The 20,871-nt window shown below is 71.8% G+C and carries 20 protein-coding genes; 1 reads left to right on the top strand and 19 read right to left on the bottom strand.

Annotated features, from left to right (window positions below; all coding sequences use genetic code 11):
• Window positions 1-70: 70 nt before the first annotated feature.
• On the bottom strand, window positions 71-535 hold the full coding sequence (locus FHS22_RS19715; RefSeq protein ID WP_184943698.1) for a DUF6220 domain-containing protein: 465 nt from the start codon (window positions 533-535) through the stop codon (window positions 71-73).
• A 198-nt stretch (window positions 536-733) separates the two neighbouring features.
• Between FHS22_RS19715 and FHS22_RS19710 the strand changes: the two genes are divergently transcribed.
• Window positions 734-1,978, top strand: coding sequence for a sensor histidine kinase (locus FHS22_RS19710; RefSeq protein WP_184943697.1), 1,245 nt, complete (start codon window positions 734-736; stop codon window positions 1,976-1,978).
• 49 nt (window positions 1,979-2,027) lie between these two features.
• Here FHS22_RS19710 and FHS22_RS19705 read toward each other — a convergent pair whose 3' ends face one another.
• The 18 genes from FHS22_RS19705 to FHS22_RS19620 form a co-directional block, all read right to left on the bottom strand.
• A complete protein-coding gene (locus FHS22_RS19705; RefSeq protein ID WP_184943696.1) occupies window positions 2,028-3,608 on the bottom strand; it encodes an MFS transporter in 1,581 nt (526 codons plus the stop codon).
• A gap of 4 nt (window positions 3,609-3,612) precedes the next feature.
• Complete coding sequence (locus tag FHS22_RS19700; RefSeq protein WP_184943695.1) at window positions 3,613-4,287, bottom strand: LppX_LprAFG lipoprotein; 675 nt, start codon at window positions 4,285-4,287, stop codon at window positions 3,613-3,615.
• 86 nt (window positions 4,288-4,373) lie between these two features.
• Window positions 4,374-4,838 carry a MarR family winged helix-turn-helix transcriptional regulator gene (locus FHS22_RS19695; protein ID WP_184943694.1) on the bottom strand — a complete coding sequence of 155 codons (465 nt, stop codon included), beginning with the start codon at window positions 4,836-4,838 and terminating at the stop codon, window positions 4,374-4,376.
• Window positions 4,839-5,024: 186 nt separating this feature from the next.
• The gene (locus FHS22_RS19690) at window positions 5,025-5,693 is read right to left on the bottom strand and encodes a 4'-phosphopantetheinyl transferase family protein (RefSeq protein ID WP_184943693.1); all 669 of its coding nucleotides are present in this window, start codon (window positions 5,691-5,693) and stop codon (window positions 5,025-5,027) included.
• Window positions 5,694-5,770: 77 nt separating this feature from the next.
• On the bottom strand, window positions 5,771-6,616 hold the full coding sequence (locus FHS22_RS19685) for a hypothetical protein (protein ID WP_184943692.1): 846 nt from the start codon (window positions 6,614-6,616) through the stop codon (window positions 5,771-5,773).
• Window positions 6,617-7,993: an MCE family protein gene (locus FHS22_RS19680; protein WP_184943691.1), complete on the bottom strand. Its 1,377-nt coding sequence runs from the start codon at window positions 7,991-7,993 to the stop codon at window positions 6,617-6,619.
• Complete coding sequence (locus tag FHS22_RS19675; RefSeq protein ID WP_221473845.1) at window positions 7,990-9,015, bottom strand: MCE family protein; 1,026 nt, start codon at window positions 9,013-9,015, stop codon at window positions 7,990-7,992. Before FHS22_RS19675 ends, FHS22_RS19680 begins: the two co-directional genes overlap by 4 nt.
• Window positions 9,016-9,171: 156 nt before the next feature.
• Window positions 9,172-10,242, bottom strand: coding sequence for an MCE family protein (locus FHS22_RS19670; protein ID WP_184943690.1), 1,071 nt, complete (start codon window positions 10,240-10,242; stop codon window positions 9,172-9,174).
• Window positions 10,239-11,264 (bottom strand): MlaD family protein, encoded by a 1,026-nt coding sequence (locus FHS22_RS19665; RefSeq protein WP_184943689.1) that lies wholly within the window; start codon window positions 11,262-11,264, stop codon window positions 10,239-10,241. The genes FHS22_RS19670 and FHS22_RS19665 overlap by 4 nt, the downstream gene beginning before the upstream one ends.
• Window positions 11,264-12,322, bottom strand: coding sequence for an MCE family protein (locus tag FHS22_RS19660; RefSeq protein WP_184943688.1), 1,059 nt, complete (start codon window positions 12,320-12,322; stop codon window positions 11,264-11,266). The genes FHS22_RS19665 and FHS22_RS19660 overlap by 1 nt, the downstream gene beginning before the upstream one ends.
• A 4-nt stretch (window positions 12,323-12,326) precedes the next feature.
• The gene (locus FHS22_RS19655) at window positions 12,327-13,352 is read right to left on the bottom strand and encodes an MCE family protein (RefSeq protein WP_184943687.1); all 1,026 of its coding nucleotides are present in this window, start codon (window positions 13,350-13,352) and stop codon (window positions 12,327-12,329) included.
• A 6-nt stretch (window positions 13,353-13,358) separates the two neighbouring features.
• Complete coding sequence (locus FHS22_RS19650) at window positions 13,359-14,225, bottom strand: ABC transporter permease (RefSeq protein ID WP_184943686.1); 867 nt, start codon at window positions 14,223-14,225, stop codon at window positions 13,359-13,361.
• A complete protein-coding gene (locus tag FHS22_RS19645) occupies window positions 14,225-15,034 on the bottom strand; it encodes an MlaE family ABC transporter permease (RefSeq protein ID WP_184943685.1) in 810 nt (269 codons plus the stop codon). The genes FHS22_RS19650 and FHS22_RS19645 overlap by 1 nt, the downstream gene beginning before the upstream one ends.
• A 188-nt stretch (window positions 15,035-15,222) precedes the next feature.
• Window positions 15,223-16,641, bottom strand: a complete 1,419-nt coding sequence (locus tag FHS22_RS19640) for an aminopeptidase P family protein (protein WP_184943684.1) — start codon at window positions 16,639-16,641, stop codon at window positions 15,223-15,225.
• Window positions 16,642-16,770: 129 nt separating this feature from the next.
• On the bottom strand, window positions 16,771-18,045 hold the full coding sequence (locus tag FHS22_RS19635) for an ABC transporter substrate-binding protein (protein WP_184943683.1): 1,275 nt from the start codon (window positions 18,043-18,045) through the stop codon (window positions 16,771-16,773).
• 1 nt (window position 18,046) lies between these two features.
• Window positions 18,047-19,165 carry a branched-chain amino acid ABC transporter permease gene (locus FHS22_RS19630; protein ID WP_338047832.1) on the bottom strand — a complete coding sequence of 373 codons (1,119 nt, stop codon included), beginning with the start codon at window positions 19,163-19,165 and terminating at the stop codon, window positions 18,047-18,049.
• The gene (locus tag FHS22_RS19625) at window positions 19,158-20,048 is read right to left on the bottom strand and encodes a branched-chain amino acid ABC transporter permease (protein ID WP_184943682.1); all 891 of its coding nucleotides are present in this window, start codon (window positions 20,046-20,048) and stop codon (window positions 19,158-19,160) included. Before FHS22_RS19625 ends, FHS22_RS19630 begins: the two co-directional genes overlap by 8 nt.
• Window positions 20,045-20,839: an ABC transporter ATP-binding protein gene (locus FHS22_RS19620; RefSeq protein ID WP_184943681.1), complete on the bottom strand. Its 795-nt coding sequence runs from the start codon at window positions 20,837-20,839 to the stop codon at window positions 20,045-20,047. The genes FHS22_RS19625 and FHS22_RS19620 overlap by 4 nt, the downstream gene beginning before the upstream one ends.
• Window positions 20,840-20,871 lie beyond the last annotated feature (32 nt).

Genomic DNA, 20,871 nt, shown 5'->3' with positions numbered 1-20,871 from the left:
CCGGGAATCGGGGGTCTGGGGTCGGGAGCGGACGCGGGGGGAAACCGCCGGGGCTCCGGGACTCCGGGACTCAGAGGTGGGAGGCCGCCGCCGGCCGGTCGGCGGCGGTCCGGCCGGCGGCGACGGCCAGGCTCCTGGCCTCGCGGAAGACCACCACGGTGGCCCAGAGCAGGAGGAGGCCGAGAACGGCGTGGAAGCCGAGGACCGCGTGCGAGGCGGTGGTGGTCCGGGTGCCGTCGGCTCCGGCCAGCTCGACCAGCGGGAAGATCACGAAAATCTGCGCGGCGGCGATGCCCACCGGGGAGACGCTCAGCCAGACCAGCCTGGCGCCGGCCCGGGCGACGGCGGCCACGATCGTGGTGGCCAGGGAGAGCAGCGGGATCACGGCGAGCCCGTTGACCACGTGCGGTGTCAGCGCGCCGGGGTCGCCCGCGGTCGGCAGCGGGCGCTGGAAGGCGCCGAAGGTGGCCAGGTAGAACTGGACGAGCACGGCCAGCAGCAGGAGGGCGGCGAAGCTGAGGAAGACCTTGCGCACGGGGGTGCTCCTTGGGATCACTCTGGGGTGGTGTCGCCCCAAGGGTGGCGCGGCCGCCTTGGTGACTTCTTGGCGGCTTCTTGGCATGCGGTCAGGGGGCCGGAGCGGGTTCTGATCTTCTGCGGCTGGCGGTAACAAACGCCTCAAAGGGGTATTCATGCACTCATATCCGTTTTGTTAGCGGAGGGGGTGTGGGTCATGGCGTGGCGCCGGCTCCTGATCGGTGAAGGCCCGCACGTGGCCGCCCGGCAGATCGCGGTTCTGCTGGCCGGATGCGCGCTGCTGGCGCTGGCCGTCCTGCCCGTGATCCCGGAAGGGCATCGGATGCTGCTGGCCTGCGAAGGCGGTGCCCAGGCGGTCCTGGCCGCGGCCGGGTGGTGGCTGCCATGGCAGCGGTGGCCACCGTGGGCTCCGCTGGGCCTGGGGCTGGGCCAGCTGGCCGTCCTGGGGATCAACGGCTGGGTGTTCGGCGTGACCTCGACGGGCAACATCCCCTTCTTCCTGCTGCTCGTCGTCTGGGCGGGGGTGAACTTCCCCGTCCGGACCGTCGCGGCGGTGGTGGCGGTGGTGGCGGTGACCTTCCTGGCGCCGCTGTCGGCCACCGAGCATGCGCCGGCGGTGCTGAACGGTGCGCTGGTGTTCGTCCCGACGCTGGCGATCACCGGTGTGCTCCTGGCCCACCAGTCGGAACGGCGCCGCCGGGACCTGGACGCCATCCGCAGGGCCCACGAGGCCCTGCAGCGTTCCCACGAGGAGGTCCGCCGGGCCGAACGCTGGCGGGCCGCCCTGACGGCCACCCTGGCCCACGACGTGCGCTCACCCCTGACCGGGGTGCAGTTCGCGCTGGAGACGCTGCGCGAGGACGACGGCCTGAGCGAGGAGCAGCGCGAGAAGATCGCCGCGGCGGGCATGCGCCAGGCCGACCGCATCCGCCGCCTGGCCGGCGGCCTGCTGGACGCCGATCGCGTCGACACCCGCGGGGAGCTGCGCCTGAACACCCGGCCCGTGCCGGTCCACGACGCAGCCCGCGAGGCGCTGAGCTATCTGGCCTGCCCGGTGGCCGTCGAGATAGACGGTGATCCGGTCGTGGACGCCGACCCCGAGCGGCTGGAGCAGATCCTGATCAACCTGACCACCAACGCCGTCCGCCACGGCGAACCTCCGGTGGTCGTCGGCGCCGAACCGGCCCGCGGCGGAATGGTCGCCATCCACGTGCGCGACCACGGCCCCGGCGTGCCCGAATCCAGGCGCGAGCTGCTGTTCTCCCGGTTCAGCAGCGCCGACACCGCTCCGGGGTCCGTCGGGCTGGGGCTGTGGATCACCCGGGAACTGGCCCGCGCCCACGGCGGAGACGTCACCTACAGCCAGGCCGACCCGGGCGCCCGCTTCACCGTGGTGTTGCCCGCGGCGGATCACCGGCCGGGGGAACGGCCGCCGTCGTGAGCCCCTGCCGGAACGCCTCCGGCCGGACCACCGTCTCGCGCGGCCCGGCTCAGTCCGTTCCCCGCCCGCCGGTCCCGCGCGGCAGCGCCAGCGCGACCAGGGCGCCCGCGGCGCACAGGCCCGCGGTGATCAGGAAGATCTCGCTGTACTCGGTGTGCAGGGCGGCCCGGACCTTCGCCTCGTACTCCGCCAGCAGCCGGGTGTAGACGCCGGGCTCCACGCCGAAGGGCAGCGGCGTGTCCAGATGGGCGGTGAGCGACTGGAACCGGTGGAAGCCCCACGCCGACAGGGCCGCCACGCCCAGCAGCATGCCCATCATCCGGGCCACCACCACCGCCGCGGAGGCCACGCCGTGCTGGGCGGCCGGTACGGCGCGCAGCACGGCGGAGGAGACCGGCGCGATGACCACCCCGAGCCCGAGCCCGGCCACCACCAGGTCGACGTCCATGCGGTACCCGGCGGCCGCCAGATCCAGCGGCCACTGGCCGATGCGGACGTAGCCGGCCGCGGCCACGGCCAGCCCGGCGACCGCCACCGGGCGTTCGCCGTACCGGTGGGCCAGCACCCCGCCGAGCAGGGCCGCCACGGAGAGCGCGATGAGGAAGCGGGAGAGCACCAGCGCGCCGTCCAGCGTCTCCAGCTTCAGCAGCGTCTGCGCCGACAGCTGCACGTCCACCAGGGTGACCAGCAGTGCCGCGCCGGCCAGGAAGCTCACGCCGAGGGTGGCGAAGAAGGGACCGCGCAGCACCCCGGCCATGTCGATCAGCCGGGTCCGGGAGCGCGCCTCCCACACGACGAACACGGCCCCCGCGACGACTCCGGCGGCGATCGCCGGAAGGCCCCACGGAGGCAGGACGGACCGGCTCGGATCGGGGTTGTAGAGCCCGGCCACCAGCAGGCCCAGCGCCAGGGCCAGCAGCAGCCCGCCGACGGCGTCCACCCGGGCGGCGGGAGCGGTCCCGCGCTCCGGCGGCGGCACCGAGCGCTGTACGGCCACCGCCGCCACGGCCGTCAGCGGGAGGTTCAGCCAGAAGATGGACCGCCAGCCGCCGAGCTGGACGCCACCGAGCTGCAGGGTGACCGGGACCAGGGCGGCCAGGCCCGCGCCGTACAGCGGGCCGAGGACGCTGCCGAGCTCCTGGGCGGCGCCCACCGCGCCGAGCGCCACCGGGCGGCCCCGCTCGTCCCACAGGTCTCCGACCAACGCCATGGTGATGGGCAGCAGGGCGCCGCCCGCGACGCCCTGGAGGGTGCGGCCCGCGACCAGCCACGGGACCGTCTCGCCGAGCGCGGTGACGACCGAGCCGATCGCGAAGCCCGCCAGGCACAGGTGGATGAGCGGGCGCCTGCCGTACCGGTCGGAGAGCTGGCCGAGCAGCGGCATGGCCGCGATGTAGCCGAGCAGGAAGCCGGTGACGATCGGGGTGGCCCGCTCCAGGTGGTTCTGCGGGACGTCGACGTCCTTGGCGATGTCGATGAGGACGGTGACGACGACGTAGGCGTCCAGTGCGGCGAGCAGCACCGCGGTGCCGCCGACGCCGAGGGCGACGCGCCGCCGGGCGGCCCGCGCGGGGCCGGCGAGGGGGGCGGGAGGGGGCCCGGTGGGAGAACCGGGAGGCGAGGAGGTCACGGGCTCACTCCGCCGGGGCGGTCACCTGGACCGGCACGTCGTAGTCGTCGAAGGTCACGATCACCTTGCCGCCGGCCAGCGGCAGGTCGGCCTTGAGCAGGCGGCCGGTGGCCTTGTCGATCCAGAGCGTGCCGTCCACGCTCTGCGCGAGTCCCGGCACCATCGTGGCGAGGATCTGCTGGGAGAGCGTCGCCGAGACCCGGTAGGCGTCGGCGCCGCCCACCTTCTCCTCGCCCTGGGTCCTCGGGTCCAGGGCGTTGGACAGGAGCTGGACGACGCCCTTCTCGGGATTGAGGATGGCCGACGGGTCGTAGATCGCGGCGAGCTGGCCGCGGGACATCCGCTGGAAGCCGCCGGTCACGCCCTTGAAGTGCACCGTGTCTCCCACCAGGAAGAACTCGATCTCCAGGAGGCTGCCGGCCATGTCGACCTGGATGGTCCCGTCGGCGTCGCCGGTCGCGCTGAGGCGGCCGGCCGCCTTCTTGACCTGGACCGCCGGGGTGCCCTCGGTCTCCATGGTGAAGGCGGTGGACTTGACGTTCCGCATCGCCTCCGCGGACTTCTTGACCAGATCGGGACCGCTGGGCAGCGCGGCCTTTCCGTCGGAACCACCGCTGCACGCGGTGACCAGGGAGAGCGCGGCGACCACCGCGGCGATGAAGATCCGTCGACCAGACATGGCCGGATCGTAGCGACCGCTCGGTCAACTGCGGGAGGACCGGCCGGTATCGGTTTCGCTTCACCGCCCCGCCGGGAGACGGCGGATCAGCGGAGGCTCTTGAGGTGCTCCACCACGGGGGCGTAGGCCCTCTCCAGCTCGCGGAGCTGGTCGTCGGTCAGCAGGTCGATGAAGTGCTCGCGCACGCTGGCCACGTGGTGCGGCGCGACCTTGCGGATGGTCTCCCAGCCGTGGGCGGTGAGCACGGCGAAGGTGCCGCGGCGGTCGTCCGGGCAGGTCTCCCGGGAGACCAGGTCGGCGGCCTCCATCCGGGAGATCTGGTGGGAGAGCCGGCTGCGGGACTGGATCGTGGCGTCGGCCAGGTCGCTCATCCGCATGCGCCGGCCGGGGCTCTCCGAGAGGTTGACCAGGATCTCGTAGTCGTTCACGGAGAGGCCGAAGGCCTGCAGCTCGCGGTCGAGCCGGTGCTCCAGGAGTTTGTGCGCGGCGAGGTGGGCACGCCAGGCCCGCTGCTCGATCGAGGTGAGCCAGCGAGGTTCCGCGGTGTCCATCCATTCTCCTCGCGAGGGAACTGCCGGATTCGTCCGGCAGGGGGAATCGCCGCCCTGCCGTGGTGCTGCTCGAAACGGTCAGGGCTCGGCCGCCGCCCACCTCGTCTCGAGGGAGGCGAGAGGCCGCTCTCCACGGGGGAGCGGAGAGGTCACGGAACGAACCTACCTCAGGCGGCGGCGTTCGCCTCAGGCGGGCGCCTCCCGCCAGCCGGCGGTGACGGGATGATCCGAGATCACACAGGCCATGAGATCCGGCCCGCCCGGCCCGGTCCGCCACTCCAGCAGGTGCCTGCCCTCCCACTCCAGTGTGCGCGGCTCCCTCGACGGGTCCAGGGGGAGCGCGGACAGGTCGGTCGCGCGCAGGCCGTCCAGGCTCAACTCGCCGCGCTTGACGAGCGCCTCCTTGCGGACCCAGAGCCGGATCAGCGCCTCGTTCCCGCCGACCAGGGGGCGCTCCGCCGGGGACAGGGCCTGCCCTGCCAGGGATTCGTCGAGCGGGCCCGGCAGCACGTGCTCGGCGTCCACGCCGATCCGGCCCGGGCCCGCCGCGGCGCACACGTACCCGCGGCTGTGGCTGAGGCTGATCCCGAGCCGGGGGATCTCCGCCAGGTACGGCCTCCCGTGCCCGGGTCCGTGCCGCTCGCAGACCTGGAGCAGGGTCAGCCGGTCCTCGGGCACGCCGGTGAGCCTGGCCGCGCACCGCCGCGCCAGGACGTGGGCGGCGATGAAGTCGCGGCGGTCGGACTCCCGGGTGAACCGGGCCGCCCGCTCACGCTCGGTCTCGGTGAGCAGGGCGGGTCCGGCGGCGGGATAGAGCTCGTCGGTGGGTCCGGCCAGGACCAGGGAGTCACGCACGGGATCAGACTAGGCGCTTCGCGAGGTATGAGAGATGATTTCCCATAGTGGGGGATTTCCGGGGTTCGAGTTCCCGCCTACTTGTCCTTCTTGCCGGAACTGGGACTGGGGGAGGGCTCGGGCTCGCCGATGGTCTTGCCGTCCGGGTCCGTCAGCAGCTCGTCCGCGGCGCCCATCACGGTCGCGTCGTTCACCCGCCACTCACCGCCGGTCTTGATCAGGCCGAGCTCCATGTAGGCGCCCAGCATGCGCCGGGTGCCCGCGGTGCTCTTCACCTGCGAGTCGACCACGGTGACGGCCTTCGCCCGCCCCTCGGCCACCTCGGAGACGTAGACTCCCCGGATCGAGGCCGTCGAGGAGGCCTTCATCGCGGTGATGATGCTCTCCAGCGGGCTGAACGCCTCGTTGTACGTGTGCTCGAAGTCCTCCCCCGACAGGCTGAAGACGCGGTCGCGGTAGGCCTGCAGGTCGGCGTGGTCATAGGTCTGCAACGCCACGGCGAACTCCCCCGCCCGGGTGGAGACCGCCAGCCGCTCGGCCTTCTCCACCGAGAGCCGGTCGGCCAGCCGTTCGGCCGCCATCCACTGGATCACACCGAACGCCACCGCGCCGGCCGCCGCCATCGCCACGGCCGCGCCGACCAGCCTCCCCCGCCACCCCGCGAACCCTCGCCGCGCCTCCGCGGCCGGGGCGCCGTCCTTCTCCTCCTCCGCGGCGGAGACGGCGGACGCGCCTCCGTCCCCGGTATCCCCGGCGTCCCCGGTATCCCCGGGGTTCTCGGCGGGCCCGGGGTTCTCGGCGGGCCCGGCGTCCCCGGCGCCCCCGGTGGCGGGCGCGGGATCCGGCGGGGTCTCGGCCGCCTCGTCGTGCTCCTCGACGGTCTCGCGGGGGAGTTCCTCGGTCCGAGGGGTGGTGGGACTCATCTAATGCTCCTGTTCGCGGCGGCGGGCCGCCCGGCCGACGGCGATCCAGCCGAGCACGCCGCCGGAGACGACGACGGCGAGAAAGATCGCGACGATGAAGGGGGTGAGGTCCTGCGGGGTGGAGTCGGAGCGCACCCCGGCGTCGTCGGCCGCGGGGCGCCCGCCCTGCTCCCCGGTGCCCTCGGCCTCCAGCGGGCCCTGGCTCTCCTCGGGCGTCGCGGTCGCCCCGTCGTCCGGTACGGCACCCGTCCCGTCCGCCGGGAGGGTCGCGTCGTCGGGGTGGGGGCCGGTGTCCGGATCGTCGTCGGCCCGGTCCATGGGCGGGACGGGGGCGCCCTTGGGGCAGGCGCGGAGCTTGGGCGTCGCCGGCGGGGCCAGCGGGCCCCGGTACTCCTGCGCCACCCGGGGGCCGCCGGGGACGCTGAAGATGAAGGTGACCCTGCCGTACAGGCCGCCGGAGTGCCGCTCGGTCACGTCGGCCAGCAGCGCCTGCGCGGTGGGGACCGTGCGCAGCACGTGGCTGATGTGCGCCCGGGTCTGCGGGGTGAACACCACGCCCTGCCGCATCCCGGCGGCGGTCAGCGTGCAGGACAGGCCGGGGCGCGCGCTGTTGAGCAGGTGGTCGACCTGGCGGAAGAAACCGGGCCCGTGGTCGAGGAAGGCGTACAGCTGCTTGCGGGAGTCGCGGATCGACCGGGTCACACCCGCCAGGTCGGTCACGCCCTGGGAGAGCTCCTCCCGCTTGCCCGCCAGCGTGCCGGTCAGCCGGGTCAGGTTCACCGAGAGCTCGTCCAGCAGGTCGGCGTTCTCGGCGAGCGTGGTGGTGAGATCGTGCGCGTTGTCCACGATCTCCCGGATCGACGTGGTCCGGCCGTCCAGCGCGGTCGCCAGCTCGTGCACGATGGTCTGGGCGTCCTCGGGCGGCACCGCGTTCAGCAGCTTGCCGACCCCGTCGAACAGCTTCCGGTAGTCGAGCGGGACCGACGTGCTGGCCAGCGGGATGGTGGAGCCGGGAGCCATCGGGGCCGCGGCGCCCCCGGCCTTCGGCGGGGAGATCTCCACGTACGGCTCGCCGATCGCGGACTTGCGGCGGACCTCGGCGGTGACGCCCTGCGGGATCCGCACCTCGCGGTCGATGCTCAGCGCCACCACGATCTTGCCGGGGGCGAGCGCCACGTCGTCGATCCGGCCGATCCGCACCCCGAGGTAGGCCACGTCGAAACCGCGCACCAGACCGGGGGAGGAGACGAACTCGGCGTTGATCCGGTAGGGCCGCTCGATGATGTCGAGCTTGATGATGCTGGTGAACGCCCACACGGTCATCACGACGCCGAGCACCGCGAAGAAACCGAGGTTGATCCAGATGCGGTTCCTCATCGCGGCGGCTCCAGCAGCAGGCGGAAGTCGTCCACCGAGTTGGGCAGCTTGGGCCCGGCGTCCTTCTTGGGCTTGGGCAGCAGCAGGCCCTTGAGCCAGACATAGGTCAGGAGCTGGCCGTTGACCACGATCGGCGGCTGGTCGATGAACCGCTGCACCCGGCTGATCAGGGTCTTCAGATCCTCCTTGCCGCGCACCATCGAGGTGGAGATCCCGTCGAGCCGCAGCAGCAGGCTCCGCAGGCGGGCCGCGTGCTTCGGATAGACGGTGGCGTTGACCTCCCTGGCCAGGGCGGTCAGCTCCCTGAGCGTCTTCTTGACGTGCTTGCGGCCGTGGTTGAGCCGGGCGGTGGCGTCGTTGACGCTCCCGGGCAGCCTGTCCAGTTCCGCGCTGCCCGCGGCCAGGTCGTCACCGAGCTTGGCCAGGCCGTCGATGGTCCGGGCGAGATCCCGGCGGGACTCGGCGTAGGCGGCGGTGACCTCGGTGGTCTGCCGCAGCAGCCGGTTGAGGTCCTCGCCCTTGCCGCCGATCCCGGTCGCCGCGGCGTCCAGGATGGCGTTCACGTCCTGGGCGCCGAGCGCGTCGATCAGCGGCCCGGCCCGCTCGGTGACCTGCTCGATGTCCGGTTCCACCGAGGTCTTCACGATCGTCGAGCCGTCCGCCAGGAACGGCCCGGTGGTCATGTCCCTGCCCTCCGGCAGGTCCAGCTCGACGTAGTTCTCACCCAGGATCGAGGTCTTGGCGATGACCGCGGTGGTGCCCTCGGGCACCCGGTGCCCGTCCTCGATGGACATGGTGACCCTGGCCCGGTAGCCCTCCAGCCGGATGCCGGTCACGCTGCCGATCCGCACGTCGGAGACCTGGACGCTGTGCCCGGTCACCAGACTCTGCACGTCGTCGAAGGTCGCGTGGAGGGTGAGCTCGCCCGACGGCGCACCGGCGGTCTGCAGGGTGCACGCCGCCGCCACCGAGAGCACCGCCAGCCCCGCGGTCACCCTCCCCCACCGCGCCACCGCATCCATGCCGCTCACCTCCTTCCCGGCCCATGGGTCATCCGGCGAGCTCCGTCCGCTCCGCGGGCGGCTTGCTGCGCTGCGCCGACCACTCCGCGCACTCCGCTCACCTCCTTCCCGGCCCATGGGTCATCCGGCGAGCTCCGTCCGCTCCGCGCACTCCGCTCACCTCCTTCCCTGCCACGGGCAGTTGCTCAGCTCGCCCGGGAGGCAGGGCACCTTGCCCAGGCCGAGCGCGTCGAAGAGCGGGGTGAGCCAGGCGCGGGTCATCGCGTTGAGCACGAGGCGGAACTTGAGCACGTGGTGCTCCTTGTCCCAGGACATGACCATGTTGTCGACGAACCTGCGGGTCCCCGAGATCGCCTTGGCCGCCGACTCGCTGTTCACCTTCAGGGTGATCACCAGTTCGGCGAGGTTGGTCACCCCGCGGGGCAGTCTCACCTGGTAGGCCTCGACCAGCGCGTCGCCCCGCTGCACGAACTCGGCCAGGCCGGTGACGAAGCGCCGCATGCGCTCGCGCTCGTCGGCCAGGGTGGCGCTGGCCTCGGCGAAGGCGTCGATGGTCGTCTTCACCTGGCCCTCCCGCCTGTTGAGGCTGGCGGCGAGCTCGTTCAGGCCGTCGGCCAGCTCGATCAGCTGCTCGTCCTGCCCTGCGAGGGTACGGGTCAGCGCGGCCGCGTCGTCCAGGGCCCGGTTGATCTGCTCGCCCCGGCCCCGGACGCTGTCGGCCAGATTCCCGGCGACGTCGCCCATCTTGTCGGTGTCGAGGGCGTCGGTGAGCTTGGTGAACGCCTCCAGAGCGTCGTCGATCTCCACCGGCAGGTCGGTGCGCTCCAGGGGGATCACCGAGCCCGGCGCGAGCCGCGGCATGCCCGGCTTCCACGGCGGGTGGAGCACCACGTTCCGCTCGCCCAGCGTGTTCTGCGGGGCGACTACCGCCATGACGTCGGCGGGCAGCGGGATCCGCCCGTCGACGAGCAGGTCCGCGCGGACCCTGTTCCCCTCGACGGTGAGCTTCTCCACCGTGCCCGCGTCCAGGCCCATCACCTTCACCTTGGCCTGCTCGTACAGGGAGGGCGCCGCGCTGAAATAGGCGGTCAGCCGGTACGGCCCCGCCCCGCCGGGCAGCAGCGAGCAGCCTCCCGCCGAGACCAGCAGCACCGCGGCGAGCAGGGCCGCGAGCAGCCCGCGCCGCCCGCGCCGGATCAGGCGGGCCAGGTCCGTCAGGCGTGTCACCGGTCACTCCTGTCCTTGCGGATGGCGCCGAGCACCTCGGGGTTGATCGGGCCGAGGCCGACGGCGATGGCGTCCACCCACGGGTTGCGCCCGCCGGTGGTGGCCAGCCCCGAGAAGGTGGGCCCGACCCAGGCGAGGACCGAGTTGAGGTTCTTGCCGCTGGTGGAGTCGAGGCGGTTGCTGATCGCGGTCACGTCGTCCATGATCTTGATCAGGTTCTTCTCGTGCCGGCTGACCAGGTCGCTGATGCTGTTGACCAGGTCGCTGCCCTCACCGAGGAAGGACTTCAGCTCGTCGCGGCGGAGCCGCAGCTCGTCGAGCATGATCTCGATCGAGTCGATCAGGCGGCCGAGCTGCTCGTCCTTGGACTCCAGGACCTCCATGATCTTGTTCCCGTTGTCCAGCAGCTTCTGCAGCTCGGGCTCGCTCTCGCTGATGATCTCCGACAGCTCGCCGATGTTGTCCAGCAGCTTGCTGACCCGGCCCTGGGGAGCGGGCTCCAGCTCCGCCAGCTCCGACAGGAGCTTGTCGACCGAGTCGGTGTCGAGCCTGTCCAGCAGCCGGGTGGCGTCCTTGAGCGCGTCGGTGATCAGCGTCGGGGTGCTGGTCCGCTCCATCGGGATCAGCCGTCTCTCCTCGGGCAGCTCGTCCATGTAGGGGCGGGTGACCGGTCCGGTGAGCTTGACGTAGCGCCCGCCCAGCAGGTTGGAGAGGGTGATCTCGGCACGGGTCTGCGGGCCGAGCCGGATGCCGTCGTCCACCTTCCAGGTCACCACCACGTGGCCCTTGCCGTAGTCGGCCCGCACGTCGGTGACCTTGCCGACGGGCACGCCGGCCACCCGCACGTCGTTGCCCGAGCGCAGCCCGGCGGAGTCCGGCAGGATCGCCGACATCGTGTAGCCGCCCTCCAGCAGGCCCAGGTTGCCGACGAGGAAGGTGACGAGCAGCACGGCGCCGAGGACCGCCAGCGAGACCACACCGACGACCGTCTTGTTGCGGTCACGGAACGACTTGATCGCCATCAGGGCCCCACCAGCACTCGCCGCAGGTTCCCCGTGCTGGTGAGCTTGAGACCGCCGCGCAGCGGTGGGGGACTGTTCATCGGATAGGGACAGGGCAGCGGGCCGAGCGCCAGGCAGGGCACCGCCGTGGTGACGAAGTGGCCCCGGCCGGTCACCTGGAACGAGCGCTGCAGCGGCGGGGTGAGTGTGGCCAGCACCCTCTCGATGCTGCTGATGTTGCGCCGGACGCCGCCGGTGAGCCGGGTCATGCTGTCCACCACCCGGCCGAACTCCCGGGAGTTCTCGCCGAGTACCCGGTCGTTGACCCTGACCGTGGTGGACAGCTCCACCAGGGCCTCGTCGATCAGCTTGCGGTTGCGGGCGAACGCGTCGGTGAGCGTGACCAGGTTGTCCACCAGCCGGGAGATCTGCTCGTCCCTGCGGGCGACCACGCCCGTCACCGTGGCGTAGTCCTCCAGCAGTCCTTGGATGATCTTCTTGCGCTCGGCGACGGTGGTGGTCAGGTCGTCCAGGTTCTCCACCAGCTTCGGGATGTTCTTCTGGTTGCCGTCCAGAGCCTGCCCGGCCGCGGTGAGCAGCTGGTTGATCTGCTCGGGGTCGAGACTGCGGGTGAGCGGGCCCAGGTCGCTGACCAGCGCGCCGATGTCCACCACCGAGCTGGTCCGCCTGACCCGCGCGCCGTCGCCCAGCATGTCCTTCGCCGTGCCGGGCTCCAGGTAGACGACCCGCTGGCCGATCGTGTTGCGCCAGCGCACCGCGGCGGAGCTGTCGGAGGGCACCCGCACCGAGGTCTGCACGCTCATGGTGACCTCGGCCCGGCCGTTCACCACCTCGATCGAGTCGACCTGCCCGACCGGCGCGCCGGCGATCTTCACCTGGTCGCCCACGTGGAGTCCGGCGACATCGTCGAAGGTGCCGACGAGACTGTAGGTGTCGCCCACGCCCACCCGGGCGATCTGCGCGCCGATCAGGACGATCAGCGTCACCGTCACGGCGAGGAACAGGGCGAACTTGCCCAGCGTCCAGCGCCGCTGGATCTGCTCTCTGGACCCGGCCATCGGCTCACCTGCCGTTCGTGGAGCCGCAGGCGCCGACGAAGAGCTCGCAGACGTCGGTCGCGACGAAGGCCGCCATCTTGAGCTGGTTGGCGCCGCCCGGCCCCTGGCCCGCGGCCAGGTCGTTCAGCGCGACGAGGACCTGGTTCAGCCCCCGCACGCCGTCGCCCGCCAGGCCGAGCTGCGCGTAGATCAGGGCGGCCGCCCGCTCCCCGGCGTTCACCGCGGCCTTCAGGTCGCCGCGGTGCTTGCGCAGGCCGTACGCGGTCAGGCTGGAGAGCTCGTCGAACTCCCGCAGCAGCGCGCGGATCTTGTCGGCCCGCTCCAGCAGGCCCGGGGTGAGCACGTTGACGTCGGCGGAGATCCCCGTGATCTCGTCGCCCTTGTCGGAGAGGCTGCCGCTCAGCGCCGCGGCGTCGCCGATGAAGCGCCGGAACTCGTCGCGCCGCCGGTGCGCGACCCCGACGACCTCGCCCGCGCCGTCGACGATCTCGCGGAGCTGCGGGCCCTTGCCGTCCAGGCCGCGGCCGAGGGTGTGCACGATGGCGGTGATGTCCTTGGGGTCCACCGCGCCGAGGCCCTCGTAGGCGTCGGCCAGGGAGTCCGAGAGGTCCACCGGAGCCTGGGTCCTGGTGATGACGGCCCCGTCGCCCAGGTAGGGGCCGCCGGTCTCGCCCGCGCCGAGGATCAGGTTGACGAACTTCGGGCCGAAGACCGAGGTCGGCTCGATCGCGGCGGTGACGGTCTCGGGCACCCTGACGCCGGGGTCGACGTGCATCGTGACCACGGCGCGGCCCCCGCCGTCCAGGGTCACCGCGCTGACCCCGCCGATCGTGATGCCGCGGATCTTGACGGGGGAGTTGGGGTCCAGCCCCTGGCCGGCGCGGGTGAACGCGGCCGTCAGCCGCATCCCGCTCCGGTTCGCCGTGCTCTGCACGACGACCACGAGCGTCGCGACGACGGCGACGATCACGACGACCGAGATCGCCAGCCGGACCGGGAGCGGGGTCTCACCACGGGTCGCCGGAGCCATCGCCGCTCACCCCGTCAGCTTCACGCCGCTGCCCTCGCCCCAGAAGAGGTAGGACAGCAGCAGGTTGAGGATGACCACGGTGACGATCGACTGGCGGATCGCCCGCCCGGCCGCGACGCCCACGCCGACCGGGCCGCCGGTGGCGTTGAACCCGTAGTGGCAGTGGATGCTGATCACGGCGAACGCGAAGACGACCACCTTGATCACGCTGAAGACGATGTCCATCACCGGCAGGCCGAGGTAGAAGTAGTAGTCGTAGACGCCCGGCGCCATGCCGAACAGCGCCGTGCACATCAGCCGGGTGGCGAAGAAACTGGCGAACAGCGCGATCATGTAGACCGGGATCAGCGCGATGAGGGCGGCCACCACCCGGGTGCAGATCAGGTAGGTGAAGGCGTTGATGCCCATCACCTCCAGCGCGTCGATCTCCTCCGAGATCCGCATCGCGCCGAGCTCCGCGGTGAAGGACGAGCCGACCTGGGCGGCCAGTGCGACCGCCGCGATGATCGGGGTGATCTCCCGGACGTTGGCGAAACTGCCCACCAGGCCGATGAACGACTCGGCTCCGATCGCCTGCAGGCCCTGGTAGCCCTGGAGACCGACCGTGGCGCCGACCGCGAAGGCCATCGTGAACGCCACGAAGACCATGCCGCCGCCGATGACGGTCGCGCCGACGCCCACCACGACGTCGCTGACCTGGCGGAGCACGACCTTGGTGAACTTGGCCCGCAGGACGATGTCCCGGACCGAGTAGAAGACGACCTTCCACAGGAAGATCGGCCAGTCCGAGAGCGAGGCCAGCCGCTCGGTCCCGTCGCGGAGGGCGCCGTACGCGCGGTGGCCGACGGTGCGGGCTCCCGGGACCGCCGCCATCACAGAGCCCTCGGCGGGTAGGCGAGGAAGTAGATCATCGTGATCACGTAGTTGACGGCGAAGACCAGGATGAAGGTGACGACCGTGGACTGGTTCACCGCGCGGCCCACCCCGACCGGGCTGGTCTGGCAGGTCATCCCGTAGTAGCAGGACATGATCGCCGCGATGAAGCCGAAGATCCACGCCTTCAGCAGGGTGACCAGCAGGTCGCTGGTGACCAGCAGGGAGACCGCCCCGTCGAAGTAGGCGCCGGGGGTGACGCCCTGGATGATGACGTTGAAGAAGTAGCCGCCGGCGGCCCCCGCCACGATGACCAGCGGGACCAGCAGCACCGCCACCGTGCTCGCCGCCCAGAGCCGGGGGGTGACCAGGCGGTGGACGGGGTTGACCGCCATGACCTCCATGGCGGCCAGTTCGTCGCGGATGTTGCGGGCGCCGATGTCGGAGGTCATGGCCGAGCCGCCGGCCCCGGCGATGAGCAGGGCCGAGGCCATCGGGGCGACCTCGCGGACCAGGCCGACGACGACCGCGCCGCCGGTGGCCGAGGAGGCGCCGAGCTGCCAGGCCAGCTCGCCCACCTGGAGCGCGACGGTGGCGCCCAGGGGCAGCGAGACGAGCAGCACGGGGACGCTGGTGACGCGGGCGAGGAACCAGCACTGCTGGACGAACTCCCAGAACCAGGTCCTGACGTCCCAGGTACGGCGGAAGCCCTCCAGGGCGATCACCGACATGTCGCCTACCCGGCCGAGCGCGTCGGTCGTCCGGCGGATGACGTACCCGCTGACCGCGTCACGCCTGCCGTACGCCATCAACCCGCCGTCCGCTGCGCCATGACCACCCCGGAATCCGCGTCTCCGACCATGGATCAGTCACCTTACTGACGGGTAGTCCAGTAAGTCGATGCTTCCTCCGGAATTTGATGAAAAGGTATGAGGCCCAGATCACAACTTGTCAGGGCCTCACACCTTTAGCCGGGAGCCGGGCGCGGGAACCGAGGTCAGGCCCGCAGGGAGGCCATCCAGACCTCGATCTCGTCGGGGCGGCGGGGCAGCCCGGAGGACATCAGGCGGGCCCCGTCCGCGGTGATCACCAGGTCGTCCTCGATCCGCACGCCGATGCCGCGCAGCTCCGGCGGGAGGGTCAGGTCGTCGGGCTGCAGGTAGAGGCCGGGCTCGACGGTGAGCACCTGGCCCTCCTCCAGCACTCCGTCCAGGTAGACCTCCGAGCGGGCCTTCGCGCAGTCGTGCACGTCCATGCCGAGCATGTGGCCGCTGCTGCACAGGGTGTACCGGCGGTACAGGCCGCTGCCGGGCTCCATCGCCTCGTCCGCGCTGATCTTCAGCACGCCCCAGTCGTGCAGGCCCTCGGCGATGACCCGCATGGCGGCCCGGTGGAAGTCGCGGAAGCGCGCCCCGGGCCGCAGGGCGGCGATCGCCGCCTCCTGGGCGTCGAGCACGAGCTGGTAGACCTGGCGCTGGACCGGGCTGAAGCGGCCGGAGAGCGGGAGGGTCCGGGTGACGTCGGCGGTGTAGAGGCCGTCGGTCTCCACGCCCGCGTCGAGCAGGAGCAGGTCCTCCTCGTGGAGGCGGCCGTCGTTGCGGATCCAGTGCAGCACGCACGCGTTGGCGCCGGAGGCCACGATGCTGTCGTAGCCGCCCCCGTTGCCCTCCAGCCGGGCGCGCAGGCCGAAGACCCCCTCCAGGTAGCGCTCGCCGCGCGGGTGGGCCAGGGCCTGCGGCAGGGCGCGCACCACGTCCTCGAACCCGCGGACGGTGGCGTCCACCGAGAACTGCAGCTCGGCGACCTCCCACTCGTCCTTGACCAGCCGCATCTCCGACAGGAACGTCTCCAGCTCGGCGTCGCCGTCGTGCGGGGCGACCCGGCCGTCCACCGAGGCGTCCACCCCGCGCAGCACCCGCGCGGGGCCACCCAGGGCCTCGCCGAGCCGGTCGATCGGCGCGCAGTCGATCTGGTAGAGCGTCTCGGCCTCGGCGAGGTCGGGGCGGCGGCCCACCCAGAACTCGCCGTAGCGGCGGTCGCGGTAGAACTCCTGCCCGGCCGAGCCCGGCGCCGACCGGGGCGAGCGCGGGCGCAGGAACAGCGTGGCCGCGCCGGAGGGCTCGACGACCAGGACGTCGTCCGGCTCCTGGTCGCCGGTGAGGTAGGCGAAGGCGCTGTGCGCCCGGAAGCGGTAGTCGCTGTCGTTGCTGCGGGCCTTGAGGGTGCCCGACGGGATCACCAGCCGCTCGCCGGGGAAGCGTGCGGCCAGCGCCGCGCGGCGCTTGGCGGTGTAGGCCGCGAGCGGCAGGGCGGCCAGGTCGCCGCGGTGGGTGTCGGCCCACCCGGTCTGCATGAAGGCGGCCAGGGCCTCGGAGACCGGCAGGTCGTGGCTGCCGGTGTTCAGCTTCTCGGTCATCGTGTCCCCGGGGAGCGAAGGTCTGTGGTATTTCACACATTACTCCGGCCCGGAGGTGCGCCCCGTCCCGCGGGGCCGTACGGCCCGCACCCACTGTAGGGGGTGCGGGCCGCAGGAGGAGAGCGGTGATCAGCCGCTCGCGGGGATCTGGTACTCGCCGACGATGTCGGCCGTGAAGGGCTCCTTGACGATGACCGCGCCGCCCAGCGCGTCCTTGTCCGGCTTGACGACGTAGGACCGCAGGGAGGCGGGCTTGTCGAAGGCGGTGAAGTCCATGGTCCCGCCGTACTGCTCGCCCCAGGCGTTCTGGCCGCGGTGCGCGGCGACCACGCCGGCCCGGGTGAGGTCCTTGCTCTCACAGGCCTTCTTGAGCGCGTCGACCACGATGCCGGCGGCCGTGTAGCCGGCGGAGACGCCGCTGTCGACGGCGTCACCGGGGTACTTCGCCTTGTAGTCCTCGCCCAGCTTCTTGATGGCGGGCAGGTCCGAGCTCATCGGGGCGCCCGCCGTCACGTACTCGAAGCTCGCCAGCAGCGCCGGGCCCGCCGGGGTGGGCAGCAGCTGCGGGGAGTAGGCCGAGTTGCTGCCGAGGAACGGCACCTTCATGCCGCCGGCCAGGGCGACGCCGACGAGGGAGGCGGTCTGCCGGGGGCCGACGGAGACGAGGATGGCCTTGACCCCGGCCTTCTTGAAGGCGGCGACCTGGGCGGTCATGTCCTGGTCGGTCGCCTTGATCTTCTGCTCCACGAGCTTCAGGCCGTTCTTCTCGGCGGCGAACTTGGAGCCGTTGAGCGCGGTCTCGCCGTAGTCGCCCTCGAAGTACAGGTGCCCGATGCTGTCGCCGGTCTTGATGCCCTTCTCCTTGACCAGGTAGTCGACACCGTTGATCATGTCGATGTCGTAGGTGGTCCCGGTGACCTGGATCGGCTTGCTGCCGAGCAGGTGCGTGGCCCAGGCCTGCGGGATGGTGAGCATCTGGTCGGCCTCGATGCGCTGCTTGACCGCGTTGACCATGGGGGAGCCGACGACGTGGGCGAGCGCGACCGACTTCGGCCCGATCTCGGTGTAGGCGGCGACGGCCTTCTGCACGTCGTAGCCGTGGTCGCGGACGACAGCCTCCAACTGCCTGCCGCAGATGCCGCCGGCCTGGTTGACCTGCTCGAAGTAGAGCTGCTGCGCGTTGGTCAGGCTCTTGCCGAACGAGGCGTAGGGCCCGGTCAGGTCGGTGATCATGCCGATTGTGATCTTGTCGGCGGTGACGCCGGGGCCGGTCTTCACCCCGTCGCCGCTGGCGGCGGTGCCGGTCGCGCCGCCGGTGGCCTTCTCACTGGCGCAGGCGGTGACGGCCAGTGCCAGGACCGCGACGGCGGCCAGCCCCCGGGCGGAGGTCCGTGAAATCCTCATGTCAGTTCCTTGTTTCGGGAGTGGGGATGAGAGCGTGCTTCGCCGGCGAGGCGGGCGCCGTCCGGCGGGTGAGACGGAGACGTAGGCGGGTGAAGAGCCCGAACAGCCCGCCGGGCAGGAAGAGGACGACGACGACGACGGCCAGGCCGTACAGGATCTGGGCGGCCTCTGCGGCCCCGACCCCCTCCTGCCCCGTGGGGGCGACCAGGGGCAGGGCGTCGCTGTAGCGGGTGAACAGCGAGGGCAGCATCGACACGAAGAACGCGCCGACCACCGCTCCCGCGACCGAGCCGAGCCCGCCGATGATGATCATCGCGAGGTAGGACAGGGCCAGGATGAGGCCGAAGTAGTCCGGCACGGTCTGCCGGAAGACCAGGGCGATCAGCACGCCGGCGAGCCCGCCGTACATCGACGAGAGCACGAACACGCCGGCGCGGTAGCGGGTGACCGGGACGCCCATCACGCCCGCCGCGATCTCGTGGTCGCGGATGGTGTTCATGGCCCGTCCCGGGCGGCCCCGTAGCACGCCGCGGGCGAACAGCCCCGCGCCGACCAGGAGGGCGACGCCGAGGAACCAGAGCCGCTCCAGCGCGCCGAACGGCACCCCGGCGATCACCAGGGGCTCCGGGGTGTCGGTGAAGGCGAACCCGAACAGCTCCATGGGCGGCACCGGGCGGCCGTTGTGGCCGCCCGTCACCGGGGTCGCGTTGGACATCACGAAGTGGCCGATGAAGATCAGCGCCAGCGTGGCGATGCCGAGGTAGGCGCCCTTCAGCCGGCCGGCGATGGGGCTGAAGACGCCTCCCGCCACGCCGGACAGGAGCACCGCCAGGACGGCCGCCAGGGGAGTGGGCAGGCCGAGGCCGCCGAGCCCGTGGCCGCCGTCCTCGGGCACGGAGGCGAAGTAGACGTAGCCGAAGGCGCCGACCGCGAGGAAGAACGCGTGCCCCATGGAGAGCTGGCCGGTGGCGCCGGTCAGCAGGTTGAGTCCGATGGCCCCGATCGCCGCCGCCATCGCGAAGAGCCCGTCCTGCAGCCAGATGCCGTCCAGGTAGAACGGGGCGATGACCACCCCCGCGGCCACCAGGACCCACCAGAGGACGGTGATGATCTTAGACACGGGCCAGCTCCTTTGTCCCGAACAGCCCCGCGGGGCGGATGAGCAGGACGATGACCATCACCAGGAACGGCGCGACGTCGCCGAGCCCCCGGCCGAGGAAGGACAGCTCCTCCTGGTAGCCGCCGACCAGCGCCTCGGTGATCCCGATGATGAACCCGCCGGCGAGCGCCCCGCCGGTGGAGTCGAGGCCGCCGAGGATCGCCGCGGGGAAGGCCTTCATCGCGACGGCCGTCACGTTGCGGTCCAGGCCGGGCGTCGGGAAGACGCACATGAACAGGGCCGCGACGGCGGCGAGCGCCCCGGCGACCGCCCAGGCCCCCATCGAGACCCGGCCGCGCCGCACGCCCATCAGGGCGGCGGTCTCGGAGTCCTCCGCGCTGGCGCGCATGGCCACGCCCCAGCTGGTGTACTTGAACGCCAGCAGGAACGCGGTGATCACGATGGTCGCCGCGATGAGCGCGGCGATCCGGGTCACCGGGATGTTGACCGAGCCGAGCTGCAGGACGTCGCTGCCCCACGGGTCGCCGAGGGCGAGCACCTCGGTGCCGAGCTGCCGGGTCAGCTCGGTGACCAGGATGAGGTCGACGCCGATCGTCACGATCGCCAGCACGCTGTGCACGGCCACGTTCGCCCGGCGGATGACCACGAACTCGATCAGGGCGCCCAGGGCGGCCGCCCCGGCGACGCCGAGGAGCAGGGCGGCCCAGAAGCCGACCACGGGATGCATCTTGGCGATGACGAAGCCGCCGACCAGCAGCAGCGAGGCGTGGGCGAAGTTCACCACCTCGGTCGCCTTGAAGATGACGACGAACCCGAGGGCGACCAGCGCGTACACCGCTCCCGCGGAGATCCCGCCCACCAGTAGTTCGATGAAGGTGTTCACGAAGCGGCCTCCTCGGTCTCGCTCGTCGCGCCCAGGTACGCCCGGATGACCTCGGGGTCGTTCTGGACCTCTTGCGGGGGGCCGTCGGCGATGAGCCTGCCGAAGTCCAGGACCGTCACGGCGTCGGCGAGGCGCATCACCATGCCCATGTCGTGCTCGACGAGCAGGATCGAGATCCCGAGGCTCTCCCGGACGGCCATGATCAGTTCGGCCATGTCGCGCCGCTCGCCGCCGTTCATGCCGGCCACCGGCTCGTCGAGCATCAGCAGCCTGGGCTCCATGCACAGGGCCCGCGCCAGCTCGACCCGCTTCTGCACGCCGTACGGCAGCAGCCCCACGGGCACGTCCAGGCGCTCGGTGAGGCCGACGAACGCGGCGATCTCCTCCGCCCGCGCGTTGTGCCGGGCGGCCTCCCTGCGGGCGGACGGGAGCCGCAGCCCGGCCGCGACGAAGCCGGCGCGGGTCAGGCGGTGCCGGCCGAGCATCATGTTGTCGCGCACCGACAGCAGCGGTGAGAGCGCGATGTTCTGGAAGGTGCGGGCCAGTCCCAGGCCGGCGATGCGGTGGGGCGGCATGGTGGTCAGCTCCGCGTCGCCGAACCGCACGCTGCCCGAGGTGGCCCGGTAGACGCCGGACAGGACGTTGAAGCAGGTGGACTTGCCGGCGCCGTTGGGGCCGATGACCGCGTGGACGCTGCCCGGCTCGATGGTGAAGCTCACCGCGTCGAGCGCGGTGAGGCCGGCGAAGCGCACGGTGACGTCGCGGACCTCCAGCCGGGGGATGGACGTCATACCGTCCGGTTGGTATGTATCGCTCACACGGA

The sequence above is a fragment of the Thiemannella venezuelensis genome (assembly GCF_014203605.1).
Classification (GTDB): Bacteria; Actinomycetota; Actinomycetes; order Streptosporangiales; family Streptosporangiaceae; genus Planomonospora_A; species Planomonospora_A venezuelensis.
Note: the sequence above shows the minus strand (reverse complement) of the source record. Positions and strands in the feature narration are given on the sequence as shown.

Bases quoted from the DNA above. Each gene is read 5' to 3' on its own strand.
- FHS22_RS19675 (WP_221473845.1), bottom strand. From the start codon at position 9,015: ATGGATGCGGTGGCGCGGTGGGGGAGGGTGACCGCGGGGCTGGCGGTG.
- FHS22_RS19660 (WP_184943688.1), bottom strand. From the start codon at position 12,322: ATGGCCGGGTCCAGAGAGCAGATCCAGCGGCGCTGGACGCTGGGCAAG.
- FHS22_RS19685 (WP_184943692.1), bottom strand. From the start codon at position 6,616: ATGAGTCCCACCACCCCTCGGACCGAGGAACTCCCCCGCGAGACCGTC.
- FHS22_RS19645 (WP_184943685.1), bottom strand. From the start codon at position 15,034: ATGGCGTACGGCAGGCGTGACGCGGTCAGCGGGTACGTCATCCGCCGG.
- FHS22_RS19680 (WP_184943691.1), bottom strand. From the start codon at position 7,993: ATGAGGAACCGCATCTGGATCAACCTCGGTTTCTTCGCGGTGCTCGGC.
- FHS22_RS19665 (WP_184943689.1), bottom strand. From the start codon at position 11,264: ATGGCGATCAAGTCGTTCCGTGACCGCAACAAGACGGTCGTCGGTGTG.
- FHS22_RS19640 (WP_184943684.1), bottom strand. From the start codon at position 16,641: ATGACCGAGAAGCTGAACACCGGCAGCCACGACCTGCCGGTCTCCGAG.
- FHS22_RS19695 (WP_184943694.1), bottom strand. From the start codon at position 4,838: ATGGACACCGCGGAACCTCGCTGGCTCACCTCGATCGAGCAGCGGGCC.
- FHS22_RS19620 (WP_184943681.1), bottom strand. From the start codon at position 20,839: ATGACGTCCATCCCCCGGCTGGAGGTCCGCGACGTCACCGTGCGCTTC.
- FHS22_RS19655 (WP_184943687.1), bottom strand. From the start codon at position 13,352: ATGGCTCCGGCGACCCGTGGTGAGACCCCGCTCCCGGTCCGGCTGGCG.
- FHS22_RS19635 (WP_184943683.1), bottom strand. From the start codon at position 18,045: ATGAGGATTTCACGGACCTCCGCCCGGGGGCTGGCCGCCGTCGCGGTC.
- FHS22_RS19650 (WP_184943686.1), bottom strand. From the start codon at position 14,225: ATGGCGGCGGTCCCGGGAGCCCGCACCGTCGGCCACCGCGCGTACGGC.
- FHS22_RS19700 (WP_184943695.1), bottom strand. From the start codon at position 4,287: ATGTCTGGTCGACGGATCTTCATCGCCGCGGTGGTCGCCGCGCTCTCC.
- FHS22_RS19710 (WP_184943697.1), top strand. From the start codon at position 734: ATGGCGTGGCGCCGGCTCCTGATCGGTGAAGGCCCGCACGTGGCCGCC.